Below are 21,044 nucleotides of genomic sequence, written 5' to 3'. Positions count from 1 at the left end.
GGCTAGCGTAGCAGGAAAATCATGGGGCCGATCCGTCCTCATTGAATCCGACAACGAACACCGCCCCGGCCGGCAGGTTCGGCCGGTAGCGCACGTTCCAGCCATGATTGCGTGCCACTTCGGCCACGATCGCCAGGCCCAGCCCGGCCCCATCGGTCTGGCGCGCCTGGCTGCGCCAGAAGCGCTCGAACAGGAAGGCCACCTCTTGCGGCGCCACGCCCGGGCCCTGGTCGCTCACCTGCAGGCGGCCGGCGGCCACTTCCACCGTCACGGTGCCGCCCGGCGGGGAATAGCGCAGCGCATTTTCCACCAGGTTCCTGAGCAGGCCGAACAGCGCGCCAGGATCCGCCGCGAGCACGCAATCCGCGTCTCCGTCCAGTGCCAGCACGATCCGGGAAGATGCCGCCAGCGGCGCCAGGAAATCGCAGACCTCGCGGGCGATCTGCACCACGTCGACAGGCCGGAACGCGTAGCTGGAGCGCTCCGCCGCTTCGGTCAGCTGCAGCAGTTGCTGGACGATGCGGGCCATCAGGTCGATATCGCGCAGGTAGCGTTCATGGCCGCGATGGCCATCGAGTTCGATCTCGGCACGCAGCACGGCCAGTGGCGTCTTCAGTTCGTGGGCGGCGTTGGCAATGAAGCGCTGCTGGCTGCGGTATCCCTCCTGCACCCGGTCGAGGGCTGCATTGAAGGCGTTCACCAGCGGCGCGATTTCTTCCGGCAGGCCCGCGGTGGGCAGGCGCCGTTCCATGCTGTCGGGAGAAATGCGCGATGCTTCGATGGAGATGGCCCGCACCGGGCGCAGGGCGCGCCGCGTCAGCCAGACCAGCACCACCGACAGGGACAGCACGGCCAGGATCGTCACCAGCGCCGCGCTCTGGAATACCGCGGGCGTGATCGCCTCGATGGCCAGGTCGGCGAAGCGGTCGCTGCGCCCGGTCTGGATATAGATGCGGCGGCCTTCATGGGTGGCCGGGATGGTGGCGACCGACAGGGCCACGCCGCCTTCGTCGCTGTGGCTGAAGCGCGTGGCATCGACGGCCGTAAACGCCATGAGCGGCCGGCCGTCCCGCTCGGAACTCACCAGCACTGCGCCGTGCGCGTCGAGCACCCGGTACTTGAGGTTGCGGTAGAAGGCGTCGTAGCCCGTCTGCATGGGTTCATGCATGCGTACCTGCAGCTTGCCGTCCGGCCCGGTGCGCAGGTTGTCGAGGATTTCTTCGCCCTGGCCGACCAGGCCATCCTTCACCATCAGCGATGAATTGTTCAGCACGATCCACTGGAACAGCAGGCCGAAGGCGATGGCGGTGCCGCCCACCGCCAGCAGGATGCCGCTGAGCAGCCGGCCGGCCAGCGAGCGCCGCATCGCCGCCAGCCTAGCGCCCGGCCAGTGCATAGCCCACGCCCCGCCGTACCACCAGGTCGAGCGGCGCGCCCAGCTTGAGCAGCTTGGTGCGCAGCCGGTACACCACCACGTCCAGCGCGTTGCTGGTGGTGGCAATGCTCAATCCCCAGGCGGCCGCTTCCAGCTGCGAGCGGCGCAGGAAAGTACCGCCGGCGCGCACCAGCGACAGCAGGACCTGGGTTTCCGCCTCGGACAGGCGCAGGGTCTGGCTCCCGTACTGCACGCTGGACTGCGCGGGATCGACCTGCAAGCCCTGCCAGCTGGCGACCAGGCTGACCAGGCCGGCGGGCCGGCGCAGGAGCGCACGCACGCGCGCCACCAGCTCCACCATCGGGAACGGCTTGGCCAGGTAATCGTCGGCGCCGTTCTCCAGGCCGTCCACCCGGTCGTGCAGCGCATCGCGCGCGGTGAGGATCAGGCACGGCAAGGTATTCCCGGCGCGGCGCTGGCTGCCGAGCCACGCCAGGCCGTCGCCGTCGGGCAAGCCGCGATCGAGCACGATGGCGGAATAGGTCGACAGGCGCAGCGCCGCCGCCCCTTCCGACGCGGTGGCGGCAATGTCGGCGCTGATGCCGGCGGCGCGCAAGCCGCTGGCCACCAGGGCGGCCATGCGCTCGTTGTCTTCGATGAGGATGACGCGTTGCATATCCGGTCAGAAGCGGTACAGGTAGCCGATATTGAGCCGTGGCGAAGCGCCCTTCTCCATCAGGGGACTGTCCTTGATGGCGCCGTCGTAGCGGCGGTACTTCACGCTGCCGAACACCGTGTGATGGCGGCCCAGGTCGCGGTGCACGTCGACACCGACATCGAGGTTGAACGCGCTGCCCGGGGCATAGGCCGGGCGGCCGGTGCGCGCTTCGTGCGTCCGCACGCCAAAATAATAGTCCGCATACTTTGCATTGAAATATTCGACGCCGGCACGCGGCGTAACCGTCCATCCGCCGACCGTGGCCGGGATGCCATATTGAATGGTCGCATACATGCCTTTGCTGGCGGAAGCGCTTTTCGCCGCGCTGTAGTAGATGTTGCCGGGGCCCGCCCGCAACTGCCCGGCGACACCCACCGCGATGCCGCTCTTGCGTTCCTCCATGCCGTCGAAGATCGCGCCGTCATCCTTGTCGTAGCCGTCGAAACGGTAATCGACGCGCAGGCCGATGTAGTTGTCGCGGTCGCCCAGTACGCGATAGGTCAGCTGCGGACCGAGCACGCGCAAGCGTTCGCCCTGGTAGAAAAACACCGGCAGCGGCTCGGTTTCGGTGCCGCCATCCTTGTAGCCTTCGTTCTCCACCAGCGCGGCCAGGCCGATGCCGATCTGTGGCGGGCCTTTTTCGCCCACCGTGGGGAACAGGGTGCTGGCACCGGCCGGGAACACCGCTGCCAGGCCAAGGGCCAATGCTGCATGCTTGATCATATTGTCGCTCCTTCATGGTTGGAGCGGAGATTGTCAGCCGGACTACCTGTCCGCAAACTGACGGCATTTCACCAATTTTTCACCGCCGGCTGCGTATGCTGAGGACTCGTTCTTGTTCGGGTACCCCTTGAAAACGCTGATCACCCTGCTGGCACTCCTGCTTGTCTTTATCCCGCCAGGCCTGGCACACAATGTGGCACACGGCTCGGCAGCGACCTCCCTCGCGCCCCGGGTCGCCGCGCTGCTGCAGGCGCAGCGTCTCGAAGGCGCCGTGTGGTCCACCCTCGACACGCATGGCGCCGCCGGCATCAGCGATGCCCGCAGCCGCGCGCCGATGCGGGTGGACCATCGCGTGCAGGTGGGCTCCATCGCGAAGACCTTGCTGGCGGCCGGCATCCTGCGCCTGGTCACCGAAGGCCGCCTGGCGCTGGACATGCCGGTGACCGCGCTATTGCCCGAGATGGCCTTCGACAATCCATGGCAGGCCAGCGACCCGGTACGCCTGCGGCACCTGCTCGATCACACGTCCGGGCTGGACGATGTCCATTTCTGGCAGGTGTTTACGATGAAGGCGCGGGACGATGCGCCGCTTGCCGCCGCCTTCCCGGCCGGCAGCGGGCTGCTGCGCGTGCGGCACCGCCCCGGCACGCGGCATTCGTATTCGAACATGGGCTACACGCTGCTCGGCATGGTCATCGAAGCCGTCGTGAAGCAGCGCTACGAACGCTACCTGGACGGGGCCCTGCTGGCGCCCCTGGGCATGCACGACAGCACCTTCGCGTTCGTCACGCAATCCGCCGATCCGCGCCTGGCCATGGGCCACTTCGAGCATGGCGCCCGCCACGGGGCGATGCCATCGTATATGCGCCCTGCCGGCCAGTTCACGACCACCGCGGCGGACATGGGCCGCTTCGCCCGCTTCCTGATGGGCGACGGCAGCATCGGCGGCCGGGGCTTCATCGATCCGGCCCTGCTGCGCCGGATGGGCGAGCCCGCGGGAACCGAGGCGGCACGTGCGGGCCTGCAGGTCGGCTATGGCCTGGGACTGCGCACCTTCGACCGCCACGGCCTGGTGGCCCGATGCCACGGCGGCAGCACGGTCGGCTTCAAGGCCGTGCTGTGCCTGTTCCCGGCAGCGCAAAAAGGCTTTTTCATCGCCTTCAATACCGACAACGAAGCGGCCGATTACCAGCGCTTCGATGCGCTGCTGGCGCAGGTACTCGTGCCGGCCATGGCCACGCCCGCGCCGCGCGTGGCGCCCCCATTCGATCCGCGCCCCTGGGAAGGCTGGTACGTGCCCGCCCCCAACCGTTTCGACAGCCTGCGCTTCATCGATACCGTGTTTGGCTTCGTGCGGGTGCGCGGCGGCGGCGCGGCGCTTCATCTGGAGCCGCTCCAGGGCCCGGCGCTGGTTCTTGTCCATGCGGGGAAGGGGCTGTTCCGCGCGCCCGGCAAGGTGCTGCCCTCCCATGCGCTGCTCCTGTCGGCAGAAGGGCAGCGCATCCTCACCACTGGCACGCAAAGCCATGCACGGGTATCGCTGGCGTACCTGGCATCGCTGTGGTGCAGCGTGGCCGCCGGCCTGCTGGGACTGGCCTGGATCGCGGCGAAGGGATTGGCGCGGCTGGCGCTGCGGCGCTTGCCGCCGCGCGATCCGCTGGCGATCCCACTGGCGGGCGTGCTGGCACTGCTGCTGCCGTTGCCGCTGTTTTACCGGCAGTCATTGCTCCAGCTGGGCGACCTGACGGTGGCCAGTGCCCTGCTGGCGATCGTCACGGCCGCCTTGCCGGTGGCGATGCTGGGCGGCCTGGCGTTGGCGCTGCGGCGCGGGAGCGGCCGACGGATCGATGCCCTGGCCATGGTGGCGATCCTGCAACTGGCGATCGTGCTGGCCGCATGGGACTTGTTGCCGCTGCGCCTGTGGGCTTGAAGACGGCAATCCACCGGCTATGCAAGGATCGCCCGCAATTCCTCCACGCCGAGCGCTGGCGCCAGTGCCCCCTCGGCATCCAGCACGGCATTGGCCAATTCGCCCTTGCGGCGCTGCATCTCCTGGATTTTCTCCTCCAGCGTGCCGCGCGCGATGAGCTTGTAGACGAACACCGGCCGTTCCTGGCCGATGCGCCAGGCCCGGTCGGTGGCCTGGTTTTCGCTGGCGGGATTCCACCAGGGATCGTAGTGGATGACCGTATCGGCCGCGGTCAGGTTCAGTCCGACGCCGCCAGCTTTCAGGCTGATCAGGAACACCGCGGCATTGCCCTCCTGGAAGGCCGCGATCGGCGCGGCGCGGTCGACCGTGTCGCCCGTCAGTAAGGCAAACTCGACAGCGCGGGCCCGCAGGGCCGCCGCGATCAGCGCCAGCATGCTGGTGAACTGCGAGAACACCAGCACCTTGCGGCCTTCGCTCAGCAGCGTGTCCAGCAGCTCCATCAGCGTGTCGAGCTTGGCCGAGCCGGCGCTGGCGGTATCGCGTCCCTTGAGCAGGCGCGGGTCGCAGCATGCCTGGCGCAGCTTGAGCAGCGCGTCCAGGATCACGATCTGGCTGCGCGCCAGGCCCTTGCGGTCGATCTCGTCGCGCACCTTGCGGTCCATGGCCACGCGCACCGTTTCATACAGGTCGCGCTGCGCACCCCCCAGTTCCACGGGCAGCACGATCTCCGTCTTCGGCGGCAGCTCGGTGGCCACCTTGTCCTTGGTCCGCCGCAGCATGAACGGCTTCACGCGCCGCGCCAGCAAGTCCTTGCGCAAGGTGTCGCCCTGTTGCTCGATCGGCTTGCGGAAATGGGCATTGAAGGCTTTTTCGTCGCCCAGCAGGCCCGGCATCAGGAAATGGAACTGCGACCACAGTTCGCCCAGATGGTTCTGCACCGGGGTACCGGTCAGGCACAGGCGATGCCGCGCATCGAGCAGGCAGGCCACCTGGGCGGCGCGCGAACGGCTGTTCTTGATGTATTGCGCTTCGTCCAGGATCAGCAGGTGGTAGCGCCGCTGGCGCAGCACGTCCTCGTCGCGGCCGAGCAATGCATAGGTTGTCAGCACCAGCTCGGCCTGGCCGATCCCGTCGAACAGCGCGGCCCGGTCCTTGCCATGCAGGAGCAGCACGCGCAGGTTAGGAGCGAAGCGCGCGGCCTCGGCCTGCCAGTTGCCCATCAGGCTGGTCGGCGCCACCACCAGCGCGGGCGCATCGAGCCGGCCGGCCTCCTTTTCGGCCAGGATGTGGGCCAGCGTCTGGATCGTCTTGCCGAGCCCCATGTCGTCGGCCAGGATGCCGGCGAAATCGTATTCGCGCAGGAACTGCATCCAGGCCAGGCCGTCGAGCTGGTAGGCGCGCAGCGTGGCGCGCAAGCCGGCCGGCGCAGCCACCGGCATGACGCCGGCGAAGCCGTCGAGTTTCCTGCCCAGTTCGCGCAGGCGCTCGCCGCCCAGCCAGCGCAGCTGCGCGGCCCGTTCCAGTTCCGCCAGCCGGGCGGCGTCGGTCACGGGCAGGCGCAGCGTGCTGCCCAGGCGTTCGGCGAAATACAGTTCGCCCAGCGTGGCCAGGATCGGCCGGATGCGGCTCCACGGCAGCGCATCGCGCCGGCCATCGGGCAGGTCGACAAGGATCTCGCTGCCATCCGCGCGCGCGGCCAGGGCCGCGGCATCGAAGTCGTGCGGCGCTGCGCGGATCAATTGCAGCAGCAGGGGCAGCAGCGCGTGGCGCTGGCCATCGATGACGAAGCCGAGTCCGAGGGCGAACCAGGCACTGACGCCCTCGCCTTCCTCGTCCAGCTCGGCATACCAGTCTTGCGGATCATCGAAGTCGAAGCGGAAACCGGTGTTCATCGAGACCTGCCAGCCGGCCTTGCGCAGGCGCGGCAGGCCATGGCGCATGAAGCCGATCCAGTCTTGTGGCGCAGGCAGCCGCATGGAAGGGTATCGCCCCGGTAGCGATTTCTCCGTGTCGGCGGCAAATCCCAGGCTGGCGAGCAAGTCCGCGGCCGCCCGTTCGGCTTCCATGTCGCGCGCCACCAGTTCGATCGTGTCCCCCGTCGTCCGGCGCAATACCGGCCCGGTCTCGCCTTCGGTGGATACGCCGTCGTAATTGAAATGCAGCAGCGCGTGATCGTCCCACGCCGGCTTGTCGCGGAGGTTGGCGGCCCGGCTGTCGAGCAGCAGGTGCGGCACCGGTGCAATATCGCTGCGCTGGCGCGTCGCCAGTTCCAGCGGCGCGGGCAGCACCCGGTCCAGGCCTTGCGCGGCCAGGCGTGCCGCCATGCCGGCGCGCTGCTGAGGTGCCAGTTGCGGTGCGTTCGCGACCAGGTCCAGCAGGTCGGCAAGGGGCAGCACGGCAAGTTCGCGCGGCAGCGCCAGCTCGCCCAGCATGCCGCCGTCCACGTAATGTGCCGGCTCCGTGGCCAGCACATGGCCGACCGGCGTGCCGTCGTCGAAGCGCCAGCCCAGCCGGACCTGGCCGTTGCCGGCGTCGTCGGCGTGCCAGCCGAGCGTGGCGCTGCGTGGCGGGCCTTGCCGGACTGATACCACATCGCCGTTCTTCAGCCTGGCGGTCGAGTGCGCGAACAGCAGGCGGTTTTCCGCACGCAACTGCTCCAGCAGGCGGGTGCCAATCGGGCCGGCAGGCCGGATATCGCCGGCAAACATGCTGCCGGTGCGCAGTGCGGACAGCAGGCGGACCGGCTCTTCGTCCTCCGGCCGCATGTAGTTCGGCCGCGTGGACAGCAGGCTGTAGAAGTCGTTGTGGATGGTGGCGGCGACGATGCCGCCATCCTTGCGCAGGCGCGCCTTGCCCACGTTCAGCCGCAGCGCGCCGTCCTCGCCGTCCGGCACCAGCACGTACACCAGGCGGTATTCCGCGCCGCGGGCCGGCACCGGTGGCGTGCTGGCTTGTGTGAACGTGCGCGCGAGGCGTTCCAGCCATCGTTCCGCACTGGCCGGCAAGGCTGACGGAGGTGCCGCCGGCGCTGCCTTCTGGTGTTTCATGCTGGCCAGCAGCACTGCGACCACGTGCTTGCAGTTGTAATCCATCGGGCAGGTGCAGGAACCCTTGACCCGCAAGCCGCGCCGGCCTGCTTCCAGGTAAATGCTTTGCACATAGACTTCCGCGCCGCTGCCCTCGACTTCGCCATACAGGAATGCATCGTCCCACTCGAAGGTGACGACCTTGCGGCGGCGTACGTAATCTTCGCCGCGTGCAAAGGTGGCGGTATCGAACTCGTGTGCGATCTGGTCGACGGACAAGTGCATGACAGGAGCATTGCAAGGTAGATGGATGCGACATTATCGCCGGTCGCCGTTGCCGATTGTCCGCCGCCGCGCAGGTTTCACTCAGGTTCGCTCCGGATGTCCGCCCGTGTCCTGCCTGTTCCTGCTTATTTGCTGCTCATGTCCTGCCCATGTCTTGCTCATCTCTTGCTCACGGCTTGCTCACGTTCCCGGCTGCACATACGGCACCTTGGCAAAAATCCGCCGCTCGGCGCCGCGCGGATCGTCTTCCAGCCGGGGCGGCACGTCGAAGATCATGGTCTGACGCCGCGTCATGTCGTAAGGTTCCCAGCGCGGGATGAACCTGCTGTTGGGATCACCGCTGCGCGCGAAGGCGATGGATGCCTCGCTCATCATGTCGGCCACGGCCTGCGCCTGCGGACCGATGGCGGTGGCGCCCGGCTTGGCGATGTTGTCGAACACCAGCTGGATGTCCGACGCATGCGGCGCGCCGAACTTGCCGCCATCCTTCGGCGTCGCCCAGTCGAGCTGGTAGACGAAGGCCGGGCTGCCGGACCTGGCGCGTTCCTCGGCCTCGATGATCGCGCCGCGCCAGGAACGCGACGCGGTGGTGATCTTGAACAGCAAATCGCTTGGCGACAGCGCCGGGTACAGCTTTCGGTAAGCCGCGATCACCGCCTCCGGCTGGATGTCGACGCGCATGTTCGGCACCAGCTTCGCGGCGAGCTGGTCCCAGCCCAGATTGAAATTGGCGGGATCGCCGCCCAGGAAGGCCCGCGTCTCGTCGTGCGTATTCCCGATCATCATGGGGATGTGCGCCGATTGCGCCGGCGCGTCGGGGTAGAACGGGTGGCGCAGCAGGTTGCGTTCGTCCAGCACCGGCGCGAACGACACCCCGCCGAAGGGCAGCACCGGGTCGCGCGTGCCCAGCACCTCGACGATCCGCTGGTACGGCAGCGTGCGGATCTCGTCGATCGAGCCGGCCGGCAGCTTCAGCGCATCGAGCACCGCCCGGGCGCGCAGCGTGGCGTTGAGAGGGCCGCTGGCGGTGACCTGCTGGCCGCTCATCGTGGCGGCGCGGTGGAACAGGCCGGCCGCCGCCGGCATCGCCATCAGCGTGGCGATCTTGGCGCCGCCGCCCGACTGGCCGAATACGGTCACGTTGCCAGGATCGCCGCCGAAGCCGGCGATATTGTCCCGCACCCAGCGCAGCGCCAGGACCAGATCGAGCTGGCCGGCATTGCCGGAATCGGCATACCGGTCGTCGCCATGGCGCGCCAGGTACAGGTATCCGAATGCGTTGAGCCGGTGATTGACGGTGACCACCACCACGTCGCCGCGCCGGCACAGCCGCACGCCGTCGTACAGCGGACTGGAACCGGAGCCGTTGTTGTAGGCGCCGCCGTGGATATAGAACATGACCGGCCGCTTCGCACCATCGCGCAGGCCCGGCGTGTGCACGTTCAGGAAAAGGCAATCCTCGCTGGTCGCCTCGGCGCGGTCCGGCTGCGGCGCGGAGGCGCCATGCGCGAGCGCGTCGCGGATACCGCTCCAGGGTTGCGGCGGCAGTGGCGCGAGGAAGCGGCGCGGCGCGGTATCGGCGCCATAGCGCACGCCCTTGAAGACGAGCACGCCGTTGTCGCGGTAGCCGCGCACCCGGCCATGGATGGTCGCCGCGACCGGCGCTTCGCCCGTGGTGGCGGCATGGGCCCGCAGGGTGGCAAGGCTGGAGAGACTGGAAGCGGCAACGATCGATTGCTTCAGGAAGGCGCGGCGGGTCGGGTCGGTCATGGCGGGCGGCGGTCGATGGGTCCGGCCAGTAGCTTAGCCGAACAGTATCGGGCGTGGCCCCCTCACCCGTTCCAAAAATGAAAAACGCCACGTCGGGTGGCGTTTTTCATTGCGCGCGGCAGCACGGCCGCATCAGAAAATCAGGTAGATCAGCACCAGCACGATGGCGGGAACGCCCAGCAGCCAGGCAAGCAGGTATTTACCCATGATGTCTCTCCTCGAGATGTTGTACGGTATGGCTGCATGATGCCGCCATACGGTAGCGTCGTCGGTACGCTGGTGCACGGTTTGCGAACGAATCCGCCGAGGGGCGCCTCGCAGTACGGCGTATCTCCCGTGGATTGATCGTCAGTCACGCGCCGGTGGTAACAGCCGGTATCGGCGGCATCGAGGGGTACTTACCCGGCCGGGCGGCAGTCAATCGCGGTCCGGCGCGCCTGGCGGAAACAGGTGCCGGTAGGGCCTTGCCTCGTCCACGGCGCGCTGGACCGATGGCCGCGCCAGCAGCCGGGCCCGGTAAGCCCGGGCATGCGCGTGCCGCGCCGGTATCGGGTGGACCCAGTCGGCATAGAACAGCGACGGCGCGGCGGCGCAGTCGGCCAGCGTGAAATCCGCGCCGGCGGCCCAGTGCCGCCCGGCCATGTGCGCATCGAGCCATGCATAGGCCCGTTCCAGCATGCCGCGAGCATCGGCCACGCCGCGCGCGTCGCGCTGTTCCGGCGGGCGGAAGGCATCGTAGACGATGCGCTGCATCGGCGTCATCACGTAGTTGTCGGAGAAGCGGTCGAGGAAGCGCACGTCGAGCGCGCGGTCGCCGTCGCCCGGCAGCAGCGACGGCGCCGTGCCGCGATACCGTTCCAGGTACTCGATGATGATGGTGGCTTCCATCACGTCGCGCGTGCCGTCGGCCAGCAGCGGCATGTGCAGCATCGGCCAGCGGCCAGCGAATTCTTCTTCCGCGCCGGCATCGCCATCGTTGATGCGCTTCAGCGTGAACGGCAGGCCATGTTCGTACAGCGCGATGATCGCCTTCTGGCAGTACGACGAAAAGGGGTGGGCGTACAGGGTCAGGTTCATTGCTGGCCTCCCGCGAGCAGGGTGGCGAGGCAATCGAGGTGCACGGCGGTACCGTGTTCGCGCGATGGCACGCCTTTGTCCGCCGTGGTGCCATCGAGGAACGCTACCTGCTCATGGAAACGCTGCAGCGTGCCGGTGCCGTCCGGCAGGAATTCCACCGTGGCCAGCGAGGCGGAATGATGCGTGCCATTCAGGTGCATGTCGTAGATGTACACCAGCCGCCGGGCCGGCAGCACGTGGTGGTAGCGTGCGGTGAAACGGGTGTCCAGCGGCGGTGGGCCGGTAAAGCGCCCGTTCAGCGTTTCGCTGCCGCCTTCGCGCAGGTCCAGCGACCGGCCGTCCAATTCCCATCCCGGCGGCCCGCGGAACCAGCGCTCCTTCAAGGCTGGTTCGGCCCATGCGGCGAACACCCGTTCGGGCGGCACCGGGTAGCGCCGTTCGATCACGAACGAACCATGGAAAATCGGCGCTGACGCAACATGGCTGGCATTCTTCATGATTTCCTTTCACTGGCTGGGTTGGTGTCCTCGGCAAGCACGGCGCCGAGCCGGTCGAAATGTCCTTCCCATTGCAGCCGCCGCTGGCTGAGCCAAGACTCGGCCAGGCCGATCGCCTGCGGGTCGAGCATGCAGGTGCGTACCCGGCCGGTCTTGTGCGTTGTCACCAGGCCGCTCTGTTCCAGCGCCTGCACGTGCTGCACCACGGCGGCCAGCGACATCGACAGCGGTTCGGCGAGTTCGCTCACGCTGGCACTGCCACGGGACAGCCGCAGCACGATCGCGCGGCGGGCGGGTTCGGACAGGGCACGGAAAACGGCATCGAGGCGGGCATCATGGTCAAGCATGGACTTGAGTATCGGCGTGTCGCGGCCAATAGTCAAGCGTTTGCTTAAGTGTTCGGCATGACGACCGGTACAGCGTTGATGGGCTGTCAAGTGGCTGATATGCTGGACGACCCCCCATTGCCCGGAGCCCGCCATGCATGAAGCCGTCAGCGTTCCCCATATCGTTCCGCTGGACGAGATCCTTCCCGACGAACCGCTGCTGATGATGGGTGCCGGCCCCGTGCCGATCCCGCACAGCGTGGCGACGGCGAACTCGATCGTCATCAACCACCTGGGCGAGACGATGAACCGGGTCGTCGCGCAGGTGAAGGACATGGGCCGCTACGTGTTCCAGACCAATTCGCGCTATGTGCTCGCCGTTGGCGGCCCGGGTTCGGCGGCGATGGAAATGGCGATCGCGAACCTGGTGCACCCCGGCGACCAGGTGCTGTGCATCTGCAACGGCTACTTCAGCCGCCGCATGGCCGAGATGGCCGCCCGCGTACGGGGCCAGGTCACCATTCTCGAGGTGGGCGGCAACGAGGCGGCCAGCGCGGAAGCGGTCGCACGGGAATTGCGAGCGAAACGCTACGACGTGGTCACGCTGGTGCAGGGGGAAACCTCGAACACGGTCTGCAATGGCACCCTGGCGGACATCGCCCAGGTGGCGCGCGAGCATGGCGCACTGGTCATCGTGGACGCCGTCTGCACGCTCAGCACGATGCCGCTGGAAATGGATCGCTGGCAGATCGATGCCGTCATCACCGGCGGGCAAAAAGGCCTGTCGTCGATCCCGGGCGTGTCGCTGCTGGCGTTTTCCGAACGGGCATGGGCGAAGAAGGTCGCCACGCGCACCGAACTGCCGTTCCACTGGGTACTGGATGCGAACCTGGCCGACAAGTTCTGGAACCAGAAATCCTATCACTACACCGCGCCCGTCTCCGGCATTCTCGCCTTGCATGAAGCGCTGCGGCTGATCTGCGGCGAAACCTTGCCGAAGCGGTTCGAGCGCCACCTGCAGTGCTCGGTAGCATTGCAGGCCGGTATCGAGGGCATGGGGCTGCAATTGCTGGTGGCCAAGCAGCACCGGCTCAATTCCGTCGTCGGCATCGTGGTGCCGGACGGCGTGTCGGCCCCGGACGTGCTGGCGCACATGTCGCGCGTGCACCGCGTGGAAATCAGTGGCGCGTTCGGCCTGAACATCGTGCGCATCGGCCAGATGGGCGAGCAAAGCCGCGCGCACCACCTGTTCCGCACCCTGCACGCGCTGGGATCGAGCATGAAGGCGCACGGGGCCGGCCTCGACCTGCCCGCCGGCATGGCTGAACTGGAGCGTTCGCTGACGCAGTAGTCGCGCCGCACCAGGCCTCCTTGATCGGGCCTCCTTGTTCAAGCCTTCTCAATCAGGCCTCCTTAAGCCTGGGGGGCCATTAAGCCTTATCATTGACGCATCGATATCGGCAAGGATGAGGGAAGTGACGTCACTGTACAAGTTCGCGGCGGCCAGCCTGCTGTTATCACTGCAGTTCGCTGCCCTGCCGCTGGCGCAGGCCGCCGGACCCGTGGTCGTCACCGACCATGTGCGCAGCGAATTGCTCGTCCATGCGCCGGACGGCATCCGGCCCGGCAAGACGCTGTGGCTGGGCCTGGCCATCGACCACCAGCCGCACTGGCATACGTACTGGAAGAATCCAGGCGATTCCGGACTGGCCACCACGCTGGCCTGGAAGCTGCCGGCCGGTTTCACGGCCGGCGAAATCGCCTGGCCGACGCCGAAGAAGCTCCCGCTCGGCCCGCTGACCAACTACGGCTACGAAAACAAGGTGCTGCTGCCCGTGCCGGTGCAAGTGCCGGCCGGTTTTTCCGGGAGCGAGCTGAAGATCGGCCTGCATGCCGAATGGCTGGTCTGCAAGGAAATCTGCCTGCCCGAAGCGGGCGACTTCGAACTCGTCGTTCCCGCCGGCGCAGCGCTTGCCGCCCATGGCGCCCTGTTCGACGCGACCCGCGCCGCCACGCCGGTGGCACCCGAAGGCGCCAGTGCCACCGCGCGCGTGGAAGACCATGCGCTGGCGATCGAGGTGCGCGGCTTGCCGGCACCGCCGTCCGGCGAGGTGCAGTACTTTGCCGAGGATATCGGCGTCATCGACTACGCCGCCAAGGCCGGCCAGCAGTGGGCGGACGGCACGCTGCGCCTGCGCGTGCCCCTGTCGCCGCAGCGCAGCGAAAGCCCGGCGGTCATGAAAGCCCTGCTGGTGGTACCGGGACAGCCGGCCGGCTGGACCCTGTCGATTCCCGTCGAGGGCCCGTGGCCCGCGCTCGGCAGTGCTGCGCCGGCGCCGGCTACTTCGGCGGCGGCGACCACCACCACGGCGCCCGCTCCCGCCACGTCCGTTGCACCGGCCGCCGCCACGTCCTTCACGCTGTCGCTGCTGTTCGCCTTCCTCGGCGGCGCACTGCTCAACCTGATGCCCTGCGTGTTCCCCGTGCTGTCGCTCAAGATCTTCAGCCTCGTGCAGCACCGCGACCAGCGCGGCAAGGCGGTGGCCGGCGGCCTGGCCTATACGGCCGGGGTGGTGGTGTCGTTCGTCGCGCTGGCCGGGCTGCTGCTGGCGCTGCGCGCCGGTGGGGCCGGGCTGGGCTGGGGCTTCCAGTTGCAGTCGCCCCTGTTCGTTGCCGGGCTGGCCGCGTTGTTCACCTTGATCGGGCTGAACCTGGCCGGGGTGTTCGAGTTCGGCGGCGTGTTGCCCGGCGCGCTGGCCGCCCATCGGGCGAAGAATCCGCTGGTCGACGATGCGCTCAGCGGCGCGCTGGCCGTGGCCGTGGCATCGCCCTGCACCGCCCCCTTCATGGGTGCCGCGCTGGGCGTGGCATTGACGGAACCGGCGCCGCGCGCCCTGGCCATCTTCGCCGTGCTGGGGCTCGGCATGGCCGCGCCGTACCTGGCCGTGGCGCTGGTGCCGGCGCTGGGCCGGCTGCTGCCGCGCCCGGGCGCCTGGATGGTGCGCTTCAAGGTGCTGATGGCGTTCCCGATGTTCGCCACCGTGGTGTGGCTGCTGTGGGTCCTGGGCCAGCAGACCGGCATCGATGCGATGGCCGGCGTGGCCGGGGTGCTCGTCGCCCTGGCGTTCGCCTGCTGGACGATCGGCACGCCGGTGCAGTCGCGCCGCACGCGCGGCCTGTTCGCGGCGGCGGGCGTGGTGGTGCTGGCCGGCGCCGTGCATCTCGCATGGCCGCTGCTGAAGGCGGAACCCGCGACGGCGCAGGCGCAGGCATCGGGGGACTGGGCGCCGTGGTCGGTCGAAGCGGTCGGCCAGGCGCGCGCCGCCGGCAAGCCCGTGTTCATCGACTTCACGGCCGCATGGTGCATCACCTGCCAGTTCAACAAGCGCACCGTATTGAACGACGCGCAATTGCTGAAGGATTTCGGCGCCAGGAATGTCGTGCTGCTGCGCGCCGACTGGACGCGCCGCGACCCCGCCATCACCGAGCAGCTGGCCCGGCTGGGGCGCAGCGGCGTGCCCGTATATGTGTTGTTTGGAGCGAATGACAGCCAGCCGCCGCAAGTGCTGTCCGAGGTGCTGACCGTGGAGCAGGTGCGGGCGGCACTGGGCAAGATCCGACCTGCGCCGATGTGATCAACCTGGACGAGGAAACCCATGAAGAAGATGACGACAGCAGCACTCCTGGCCGCCGGCCTGCTGGCCAGCGGCCTTGCCGCGGCGCAGGCCACCGTCGGCCAGCCGGCACCCGCTTTCACCGCCGTGGACACGGCCGGCAAGCCGGTTTCGCTGGACAGCTACAAGGGCAAGTACGTGGTGCTGGAATGGGTCAATCCCGATTGCCCGTTCGTCAAGAAGCACTATGACAGCGGCAACATGCCGGCCACGCAGAAGCATGCGGCGGCAAAGGATGTGGTGTGGCTGTCCGTGAGCACGAGCGGCAACGCGACGAAGGATCCCAAGGTGGCCAGCTCGCTGAACAGCTGGACGAAGGAAAAGAAAGCCACCCCGACCGCGCTGGTGCTCGACGACGGCAAGATCGGCCAGGCTTACGGTGCCAAGACCACGCCGCACATGTACCTGGTCGACCCGGCCGGCAAGATCGTCTATGCCGGCGCCATCGACAGCAAGCCCAGCTCCAACGCCGCCGACATCGCCGGTTCCACCAATTACGTGATCCAGGCCATCGACGAGGTCAAGGCCGGCAAGGCCGTCAGCAAGCCCGTCACGCAGCCGTATGGCTGCTCCGTGAAGTACGCCAGCTGACCCGCTGTCGAGCCCGTGTCATGGTGCCTGACCCCCTGACACGGGCTCAAGCATGTTGCGGTGCCTGGCACGAGTACGCTGCTGCATGGCCGCACCTTTTCCTGGGCGCGATGACCCGCTGTCGAGTTCGTGTCATGGTGGTGGAGCAGGGAATTCGCGAAGCCTGCTTCGCGCCTACGGAACGGTGCGGCCATGCAGGGCCGCACTCCCCCAGGCCCCTGACACGGGCTCAGCCATTGCGGCAAGGGCAAAAACTGGCATCCCACTCCAAGCTCGTGCATAATACCGCCCGTGTCCTATATCTTATATAAGACTTGATCGGCAAGGCAGGCCTGCCCGGCTACCGGACCCCGACCTCTGGCATAGCGAAACAGCATCATTCCGGACCCCTCAGCAGGGGCTACTGGGGTATGATTTGGCGCTGTCCATAGCGCCGCCGGAGCGTCTCGGTGATGAAGGATATTGCGTTGACGCGCGACCAGGCAGGCGATTTTTCAGTATCAGGAACCCCACGAATTCCGAGGAACGAGCGCATGAGCAATGATCCGACCATTATCTACACGTTGACCGACGAGGCGCCCCTGCTGGCGACCCACGCATTCCTGCCGGTCGTCAGGACTTTCACCAAGCCCGCCGGCATCCGCGTCGACGAGGCCGATATTTCCGTGGCCGCGCGTATCCTCGCGAACTTCCCGGAATACCTGACGGAAGAACAGCGCGTGCCCGACGTGCTCTCCGAGCTGGGCAAGAAAACCCTGGAGCCGGACGCGAACATCATCAAGCTGCCGAACATCAGCGCTTCGGTGGCGCAGCTGCAGGCCGCCATCAAGGAACTGCAGGGCAAGGGCTACAAGCTGCCCGACTACCCGTCCGATCCGAAGACCGACGAAGAAAAGTCCATCAAGGCCCGCTACGGCAAGTGCATCGGTTCCGCCGTGAACCCGGTGCTGCGCGAAGGTAACTCCGACCGCCGCGCCCCGCGCGCCGTCAAGGAATACGCGCGCAAGAACCCGCACTCGATGGCCGAGTGGTCGCAGGCATCGCGCACCCACGTGTCGCACATGACGCACGGCGACTTCTACCACGGCGAAAAGTCGATGACGCTGGACCGCGCCCGCGAAGTCAAGATGGAACTGATCACCAAGTCCGGCCAGACCATCGTGCTGAAGCCGAAGGTCGCGCTGCAGGAAGGCGAGATCATCGATTCGATGTTCATGAGCCGCAAGGCCCTGCTGGACTTCTATGAACAGCAGATCGAGGATGCCAAGAACACCGGCGTGATGTTCTCGCTGCACGTGAAGGCGACCATGATGAAGGTGTCGCACCCGATCGTGTTCGGCCACTGCGTGCGCATGTTCTACAAGGAAGCGTTCGAGAAGCACGGCGCGCTGTTCGACAGCCTGGGCATCAACGTCAACAACGGCATGGCCGACCTGTACAACAAGATCGCCACGCTGCCGGCGTCGCAGCGCGAAGAAGTCGAACGCGACCTGCACGCCTGCCAGGAAAACCGTCCGCCGCTGGCGATGGTCGATTCCGCCAAGGGCATCACCAACTTCCACTCGCCGAACGACGTGATCGTCGACGCGTCGATGCCGGCAATGATCCGCGCTGGCGGCAAGATGTACGGTGCCGATGGCCGCCTGAAGGAAGTCAAGGCCGTGATCCCGGAATCCACCTTCGCCCGCATCTACCAGGAGATCATCAACTTCTGCAAATGGCACGGCGCCTTCGATCCGCGCACGATGGGCACGGTGCCCAACGTGGGCCTGATGGCCCAGCAGGCCGAGGAATACGGTTCGCACGACAAGACGTTCGAAGTGCCGGAAGACGGCATCGCCAACATCACCGACCTGGCCACCGGCGAAGTGCTGCTGACGCAGAACGTCGAGAAGGGCGACATCTGGCGCATGTGCCAGGTGAAGGATGCGCCGATCCGCGACTGGGTCAAGCTGGCCGTCACCCGCGCCCGCAACTCCGGCATGCCGGCCGTGTTCTGGCTGGACCCGTACCGTCCGCACGAAAATGAACTGATCAAGAAGGTCACCGCGTACCTGAAGGATCACGACACCACGGGCCTGGACATCCAGATCATGTCGCAGGTGCGCGCGATGCGCTACACGCTGGAACGCGTGATCCGCGGCCTGGATACGATCTCCGTCACCGGCAACATCCTGCGCGACTACCTGACCGACCTGTTCCCGATCATGGAACTGGGCACGTCGGCCAAGATGCTGTCGATCGTGCCGCTGATGGCCGGCGGCGGCATGTACGAAACGGGCGCCGGCGGTTCGGCACCGAAGCACGTGCAGCAGCTGACCGAGGAAAACCACCTGCGCTGGGATTCGCTGGGCGAGTTCCTGGCCCTGGCGGTGAGCCTGGAAGACCTCGGCATCAAGACCGGCAGCGCGCGGGCCAAGCTGCTGGCCAAGACGCTGGACGCGGCCACCGGCAAGCTGCTGGACAACCGCAAGTCGCCGTCGCCGAAGACCGGTGAGCTGGACAACCGCGGCTCGCAGTTCTACCTGTCGCTGTACTGGGCCCAGGAACTGGCGAACCAGGCGGAAGACGCCGAACTGGCCGCCAAGTTCGCGCCGCTGGCCAAGGCGCTGGGCGAGAACGAGCAGAAGATCGTTGCCGAACTGCTGGAAATCCAGGGCAAGCCGGCCGACATCGGCGGCTACTACCAGCCGGACAGCGCGAAGGTGAAAGCCGTGATGCGCCCGAGCGCCACGTTCAACGCGGCACTGGAAACGCTGGGCGCCTGATAGCTCCTTGCTGCATGTGAAAACGGCCGGTTGCGCGAGCAACCGGCCGTTTTTTTATGGTGCCCTGCCGGGTTGCCGGCAGAACCGGTGTCGGACACCCACACCCCGGGTGTGCGACACCAGGACGCTGGCGCTGCCGGTTCAAGCCCGCTGTGTCGAGCGCCGGCGCGCCAGTCCCAGCGCGCCCAACCCGCCCAGCAGCAGCAAGCCCGTCGCCGGCTCCGGCACCGGTGACACGCCGACGGCCACGTCCGTCATGCCGGGCAGATGGCCATCGCCCAGCGTGTCGATGCGAAAGCCCGTGAAATACTCGCCGGCACCGGTCGACTGGAAGCCCTGGAACGTCAGGCCGCTCACGCCATCGGCCAGGGCCACGCCGTTGAAGGTGTAGCTGGCCTGGTTGGTGGTGATCGTGATGTCGACCGGCCCTTCGTTCACCGCCGCATCGAAGCCGAACAGGCTGTAGCCCGCCGCGATGGTGCCCGCCAGCCCGCTGAAGTAATTGTTCGAGACCAGCGTGCGCAAGCTGCCGATGCCGAATTCGGTGCCCGCGCCGACAGTGATGTTCATGTCGGACGCATACGTGACATCGCCGCGGGTGAAGGGATCGCCCGGCACGTTGAAGCCGGCGCCGAAATCGTCGAAATTGCTGTTGTAGGCAATGGTGCCGAGCGCATTGAACGCGGCGCGGTCGGCGACGAGGACGACATCGGCGGAGGCCGTCGTGCCGGCGGCGGCCAGCAGCGCGGCCACGGCCAGGTGAGCGAGTCGGGTATTCATGGGGTCATTCCTTTTGAGTGGGGATTACTTGCGCTGCAGCGACCACTGCTGGCTGGCGCCGCCATGCAGCGGGTATTGCAGGACCGGCGCATTGTTCGCCGTGCTGCCGCCGCTCACTTCGGCCATCAGGCCGTTGATCTTGTTCTGGATGGTGTGCTTGCCGTTGGCCGCGTCGGCGAAGCGCCACTTCTGGCCTTCGCCGCCCCAGTAGGACCACTGTGCGACCTTGGCGCCCGGCGACATCGACACTTCCCAGTCGTCCATCGCCAGCAGGCTGTGCTCGTTGATCACGCTGTAGTCGCCGTTGCCGTGCCCGATCACGTACCAGTACTGGTTCTTCAGGTTGGCGAAGGTCTTCTGCTGGACCATCGCGCCCGGCTGGGTGGCGCGCAGCATGGCGGTATCGGCCACCGTCATCGCCTTGCCGCTGGCGCCGTTCATGATCGCGTAGCGGCCATCGCTGACGCCGTCACAGCCTTCCTCGAAGCTGTCGAAGTCGCGCGTGAGCTGCGGCCAGTCGATATCGGTACCCCGGTCGGCATACGTCATCTTCATGATCTGCAGCTTGGCGTTGCCGTTGTCGGCCGTGTCGTAGTAGTGCGTGGAGACGAAGTTGCAGCCACCCTGCTTCAGCACGCCCACGTGGCCCGGGCCCTTGTGCCGTCCATCGACATTGGCCAGGATGGTGCGCGGCTCGGAGTAAGGGCCGTCCACGCTGGTGGCGCGCTGCACTTCCACGTAGTAGGTGCTTTCGCTGCCCTTGCAGCAGGCGCCTCGGTTGGTGAACAGGTAGTAGTAGTCGCCGTTGCGGGTGATGTAGGGCGCCTCGATATCGCGCCGGGCGTTGGTGCCGCCGGCGACCTTGGTCACGTAGTTGGCCAGCTTGCCGGTGGCCTGGTTGATCTCGGCCACGCCGATGCCGCCGAAGAAGGAACCGAAGCTCATGAAGACGCGGCCGTCATGGTCGCGGAACAGGGCCGGATCGATCGCGTTGATTTCCGCATTGCCGCGGCCGAACGATTGCACCACGATGCCGAGGTCCGTCCACACCGGGTTCTTCAGCGACGGGCTGCGCGCCACGCCGATCGCCGAGTTCGTGGTGCCCCACTGCGACACCGAATAGTAGATGTAGTAGGCGCCATTCATCTGGATCACGTCCGGCGCCCAGTACGACAAGCCGTTGGCCTTGAAGTTGGGGATCTTCTGCTCGACCCAGGCCGGATTGGTCGCGAACACGGGGGCCGGGCCGCCCTGCCAGTTCCGCAGGTCGGTCGAGGTGGAATACCAGATGCCGGTGCCCGTCGTGAAGTTGAAATAGGTATCGCCATCCTTTGTGATCGTGCCCGGGTCATGCGCATTCTGCAGCCCGGCCAGTTCGATCGCGCCGCTCGAAGCGGCCGCGCATGCGAGCATTGCGCCCACCACCAGTTTTTTCAGCATTGTCATCTCCGCGTTATCGTTGCTTGTTGTGTGAATCAGGTCGACGTTCCATGGCACGGACGTG

General features: G+C 67.0%; 16 protein-coding genes. 5 read left to right on the top strand and 11 right to left on the bottom strand.

Annotation, left to right across the window (positions count from 1 at the left end):
* Window positions 1-19: 19 nt before the first annotated feature.
* Genes OU994_RS01780 through OU994_RS01770 form a run of 3 tightly spaced genes read right to left on the bottom strand, consistent with a single transcriptional unit; the run spans window position 20 to window position 2,816 of the window.
* Window positions 20-1,366 carry a HAMP domain-containing sensor histidine kinase gene (locus OU994_RS01780; protein WP_281609393.1) on the bottom strand — a complete coding sequence of 449 codons (1,347 nt, stop codon included), beginning with the start codon at window positions 1,364-1,366 and terminating at the stop codon, window positions 20-22.
* A gap of 10 nt (window positions 1,367-1,376) precedes the next feature.
* Complete coding sequence (locus OU994_RS01775) at window positions 1,377-2,051, bottom strand: response regulator transcription factor (protein WP_281609392.1); 675 nt, start codon at window positions 2,049-2,051, stop codon at window positions 1,377-1,379.
* 6 nt (window positions 2,052-2,057) lie between these two features.
* Window positions 2,058-2,816, bottom strand: a complete 759-nt coding sequence (locus tag OU994_RS01770; RefSeq protein ID WP_281609391.1) for a MipA/OmpV family protein — start codon at window positions 2,814-2,816, stop codon at window positions 2,058-2,060.
* Window positions 2,817-2,943: 127 nt separating this feature from the next.
* On the opposite strand from OU994_RS01770, the gene OU994_RS01765 reads away from it, so the two are divergent.
* Window positions 2,944-4,746, top strand: coding sequence for a serine hydrolase (locus tag OU994_RS01765; RefSeq protein WP_281609390.1), 1,803 nt, complete (start codon window positions 2,944-2,946; stop codon window positions 4,744-4,746).
* 17 nt (window positions 4,747-4,763) lie between these two features.
* On the opposite strand, the gene OU994_RS01760 is transcribed toward OU994_RS01765, so the two are convergent.
* The 6 genes from OU994_RS01760 to OU994_RS01735 all read right to left on the bottom strand — a co-directional run bounded on the left by OU994_RS01760 (window position 4,764) and on the right by OU994_RS01735 (window position 11,748).
* Window positions 4,764-8,057 carry a DEAD/DEAH box helicase gene (locus OU994_RS01760; protein WP_281609389.1) on the bottom strand — a complete coding sequence of 1,098 codons (3,294 nt, stop codon included), beginning with the start codon at window positions 8,055-8,057 and terminating at the stop codon, window positions 4,764-4,766.
* Window positions 8,058-8,237: 180 nt separating this feature from the next.
* Window positions 8,238-9,827 (bottom strand): carboxylesterase/lipase family protein, encoded by a 1,590-nt coding sequence (locus OU994_RS01755; RefSeq protein WP_281609388.1) that lies wholly within the window; start codon window positions 9,825-9,827, stop codon window positions 8,238-8,240.
* 132 nt (window positions 9,828-9,959) lie between these two features.
* On the bottom strand, window positions 9,960-10,112 hold the full coding sequence (locus OU994_RS01750; RefSeq protein ID WP_165497536.1) for a hypothetical protein: 153 nt from the start codon (window positions 10,110-10,112) through the stop codon (window positions 9,960-9,962).
* 132 nt (window positions 10,113-10,244) lie between these two features.
* A complete protein-coding gene (locus OU994_RS01745; protein ID WP_281609387.1) occupies window positions 10,245-10,904 on the bottom strand; it encodes a glutathione S-transferase family protein in 660 nt (219 codons plus the stop codon).
* Window positions 10,901-11,401, bottom strand: a complete 501-nt coding sequence (locus OU994_RS01740) for an SRPBCC family protein (protein ID WP_281609386.1) — start codon at window positions 11,399-11,401, stop codon at window positions 10,901-10,903. Before OU994_RS01740 ends, OU994_RS01745 begins: the two co-directional genes overlap by 4 nt.
* Complete coding sequence (locus OU994_RS01735; protein WP_281609385.1) at window positions 11,398-11,748, bottom strand: helix-turn-helix transcriptional regulator; 351 nt, start codon at window positions 11,746-11,748, stop codon at window positions 11,398-11,400. The genes OU994_RS01740 and OU994_RS01735 overlap by 4 nt, the downstream gene beginning before the upstream one ends.
* A gap of 133 nt (window positions 11,749-11,881) precedes the next feature.
* Here OU994_RS01735 and OU994_RS01730 point away from each other — a divergent pair, with 133 nt between their 5' ends.
* The 4 genes from OU994_RS01730 to OU994_RS01715 all read left to right on the top strand — a co-directional run bounded on the left by OU994_RS01730 (window position 11,882) and on the right by OU994_RS01715 (window position 18,760).
* On the top strand, window positions 11,882-13,078 hold the full coding sequence (locus tag OU994_RS01730) for an alanine--glyoxylate aminotransferase family protein (RefSeq protein WP_281609384.1): 1,197 nt from the start codon (window positions 11,882-11,884) through the stop codon (window positions 13,076-13,078).
* A gap of 115 nt (window positions 13,079-13,193) precedes the next feature.
* Window positions 13,194-15,362, top strand: coding sequence for a protein-disulfide reductase DsbD (locus OU994_RS01725; RefSeq protein WP_281609383.1), 2,169 nt, complete (start codon window positions 13,194-13,196; stop codon window positions 15,360-15,362).
* Between the two features lie 21 nt (window positions 15,363-15,383).
* Window positions 15,384-15,992 (top strand): redoxin domain-containing protein, encoded by a 609-nt coding sequence (locus tag OU994_RS01720; RefSeq protein WP_131148445.1) that lies wholly within the window; start codon window positions 15,384-15,386, stop codon window positions 15,990-15,992.
* A gap of 533 nt (window positions 15,993-16,525) precedes the next feature.
* Window positions 16,526-18,760, top strand: coding sequence for an NADP-dependent isocitrate dehydrogenase (locus tag OU994_RS01715; protein ID WP_281609382.1), 2,235 nt, complete (start codon window positions 16,526-16,528; stop codon window positions 18,758-18,760).
* A gap of 141 nt (window positions 18,761-18,901) precedes the next feature.
* Here OU994_RS01715 and OU994_RS01710 read toward each other — a convergent pair whose 3' ends face one another.
* Window positions 18,902-19,540, bottom strand: coding sequence for a VPLPA-CTERM sorting domain-containing protein (locus OU994_RS01710; protein WP_281609381.1), 639 nt, complete (start codon window positions 19,538-19,540; stop codon window positions 18,902-18,904).
* Window positions 19,541-19,564: 24 nt separating this feature from the next.
* A complete protein-coding gene (locus OU994_RS01705; protein WP_281609380.1) occupies window positions 19,565-20,980 on the bottom strand; it encodes a family 43 glycosylhydrolase in 1,416 nt (471 codons plus the stop codon).
* Window positions 20,981-21,044: the final 64 nt, after the last annotated feature.

This window comes from Pseudoduganella sp. SL102, assembly GCF_027856995.1.
GTDB classification, from domain to species: Bacteria; Pseudomonadota; Gammaproteobacteria; order Burkholderiales; family Burkholderiaceae_D; genus Rugamonas; species Rugamonas albidiflava.
The sequence above is the reverse complement of the archived record's forward strand: the minus strand, read 5'-3'. Positions and strand labels throughout refer to the sequence as shown.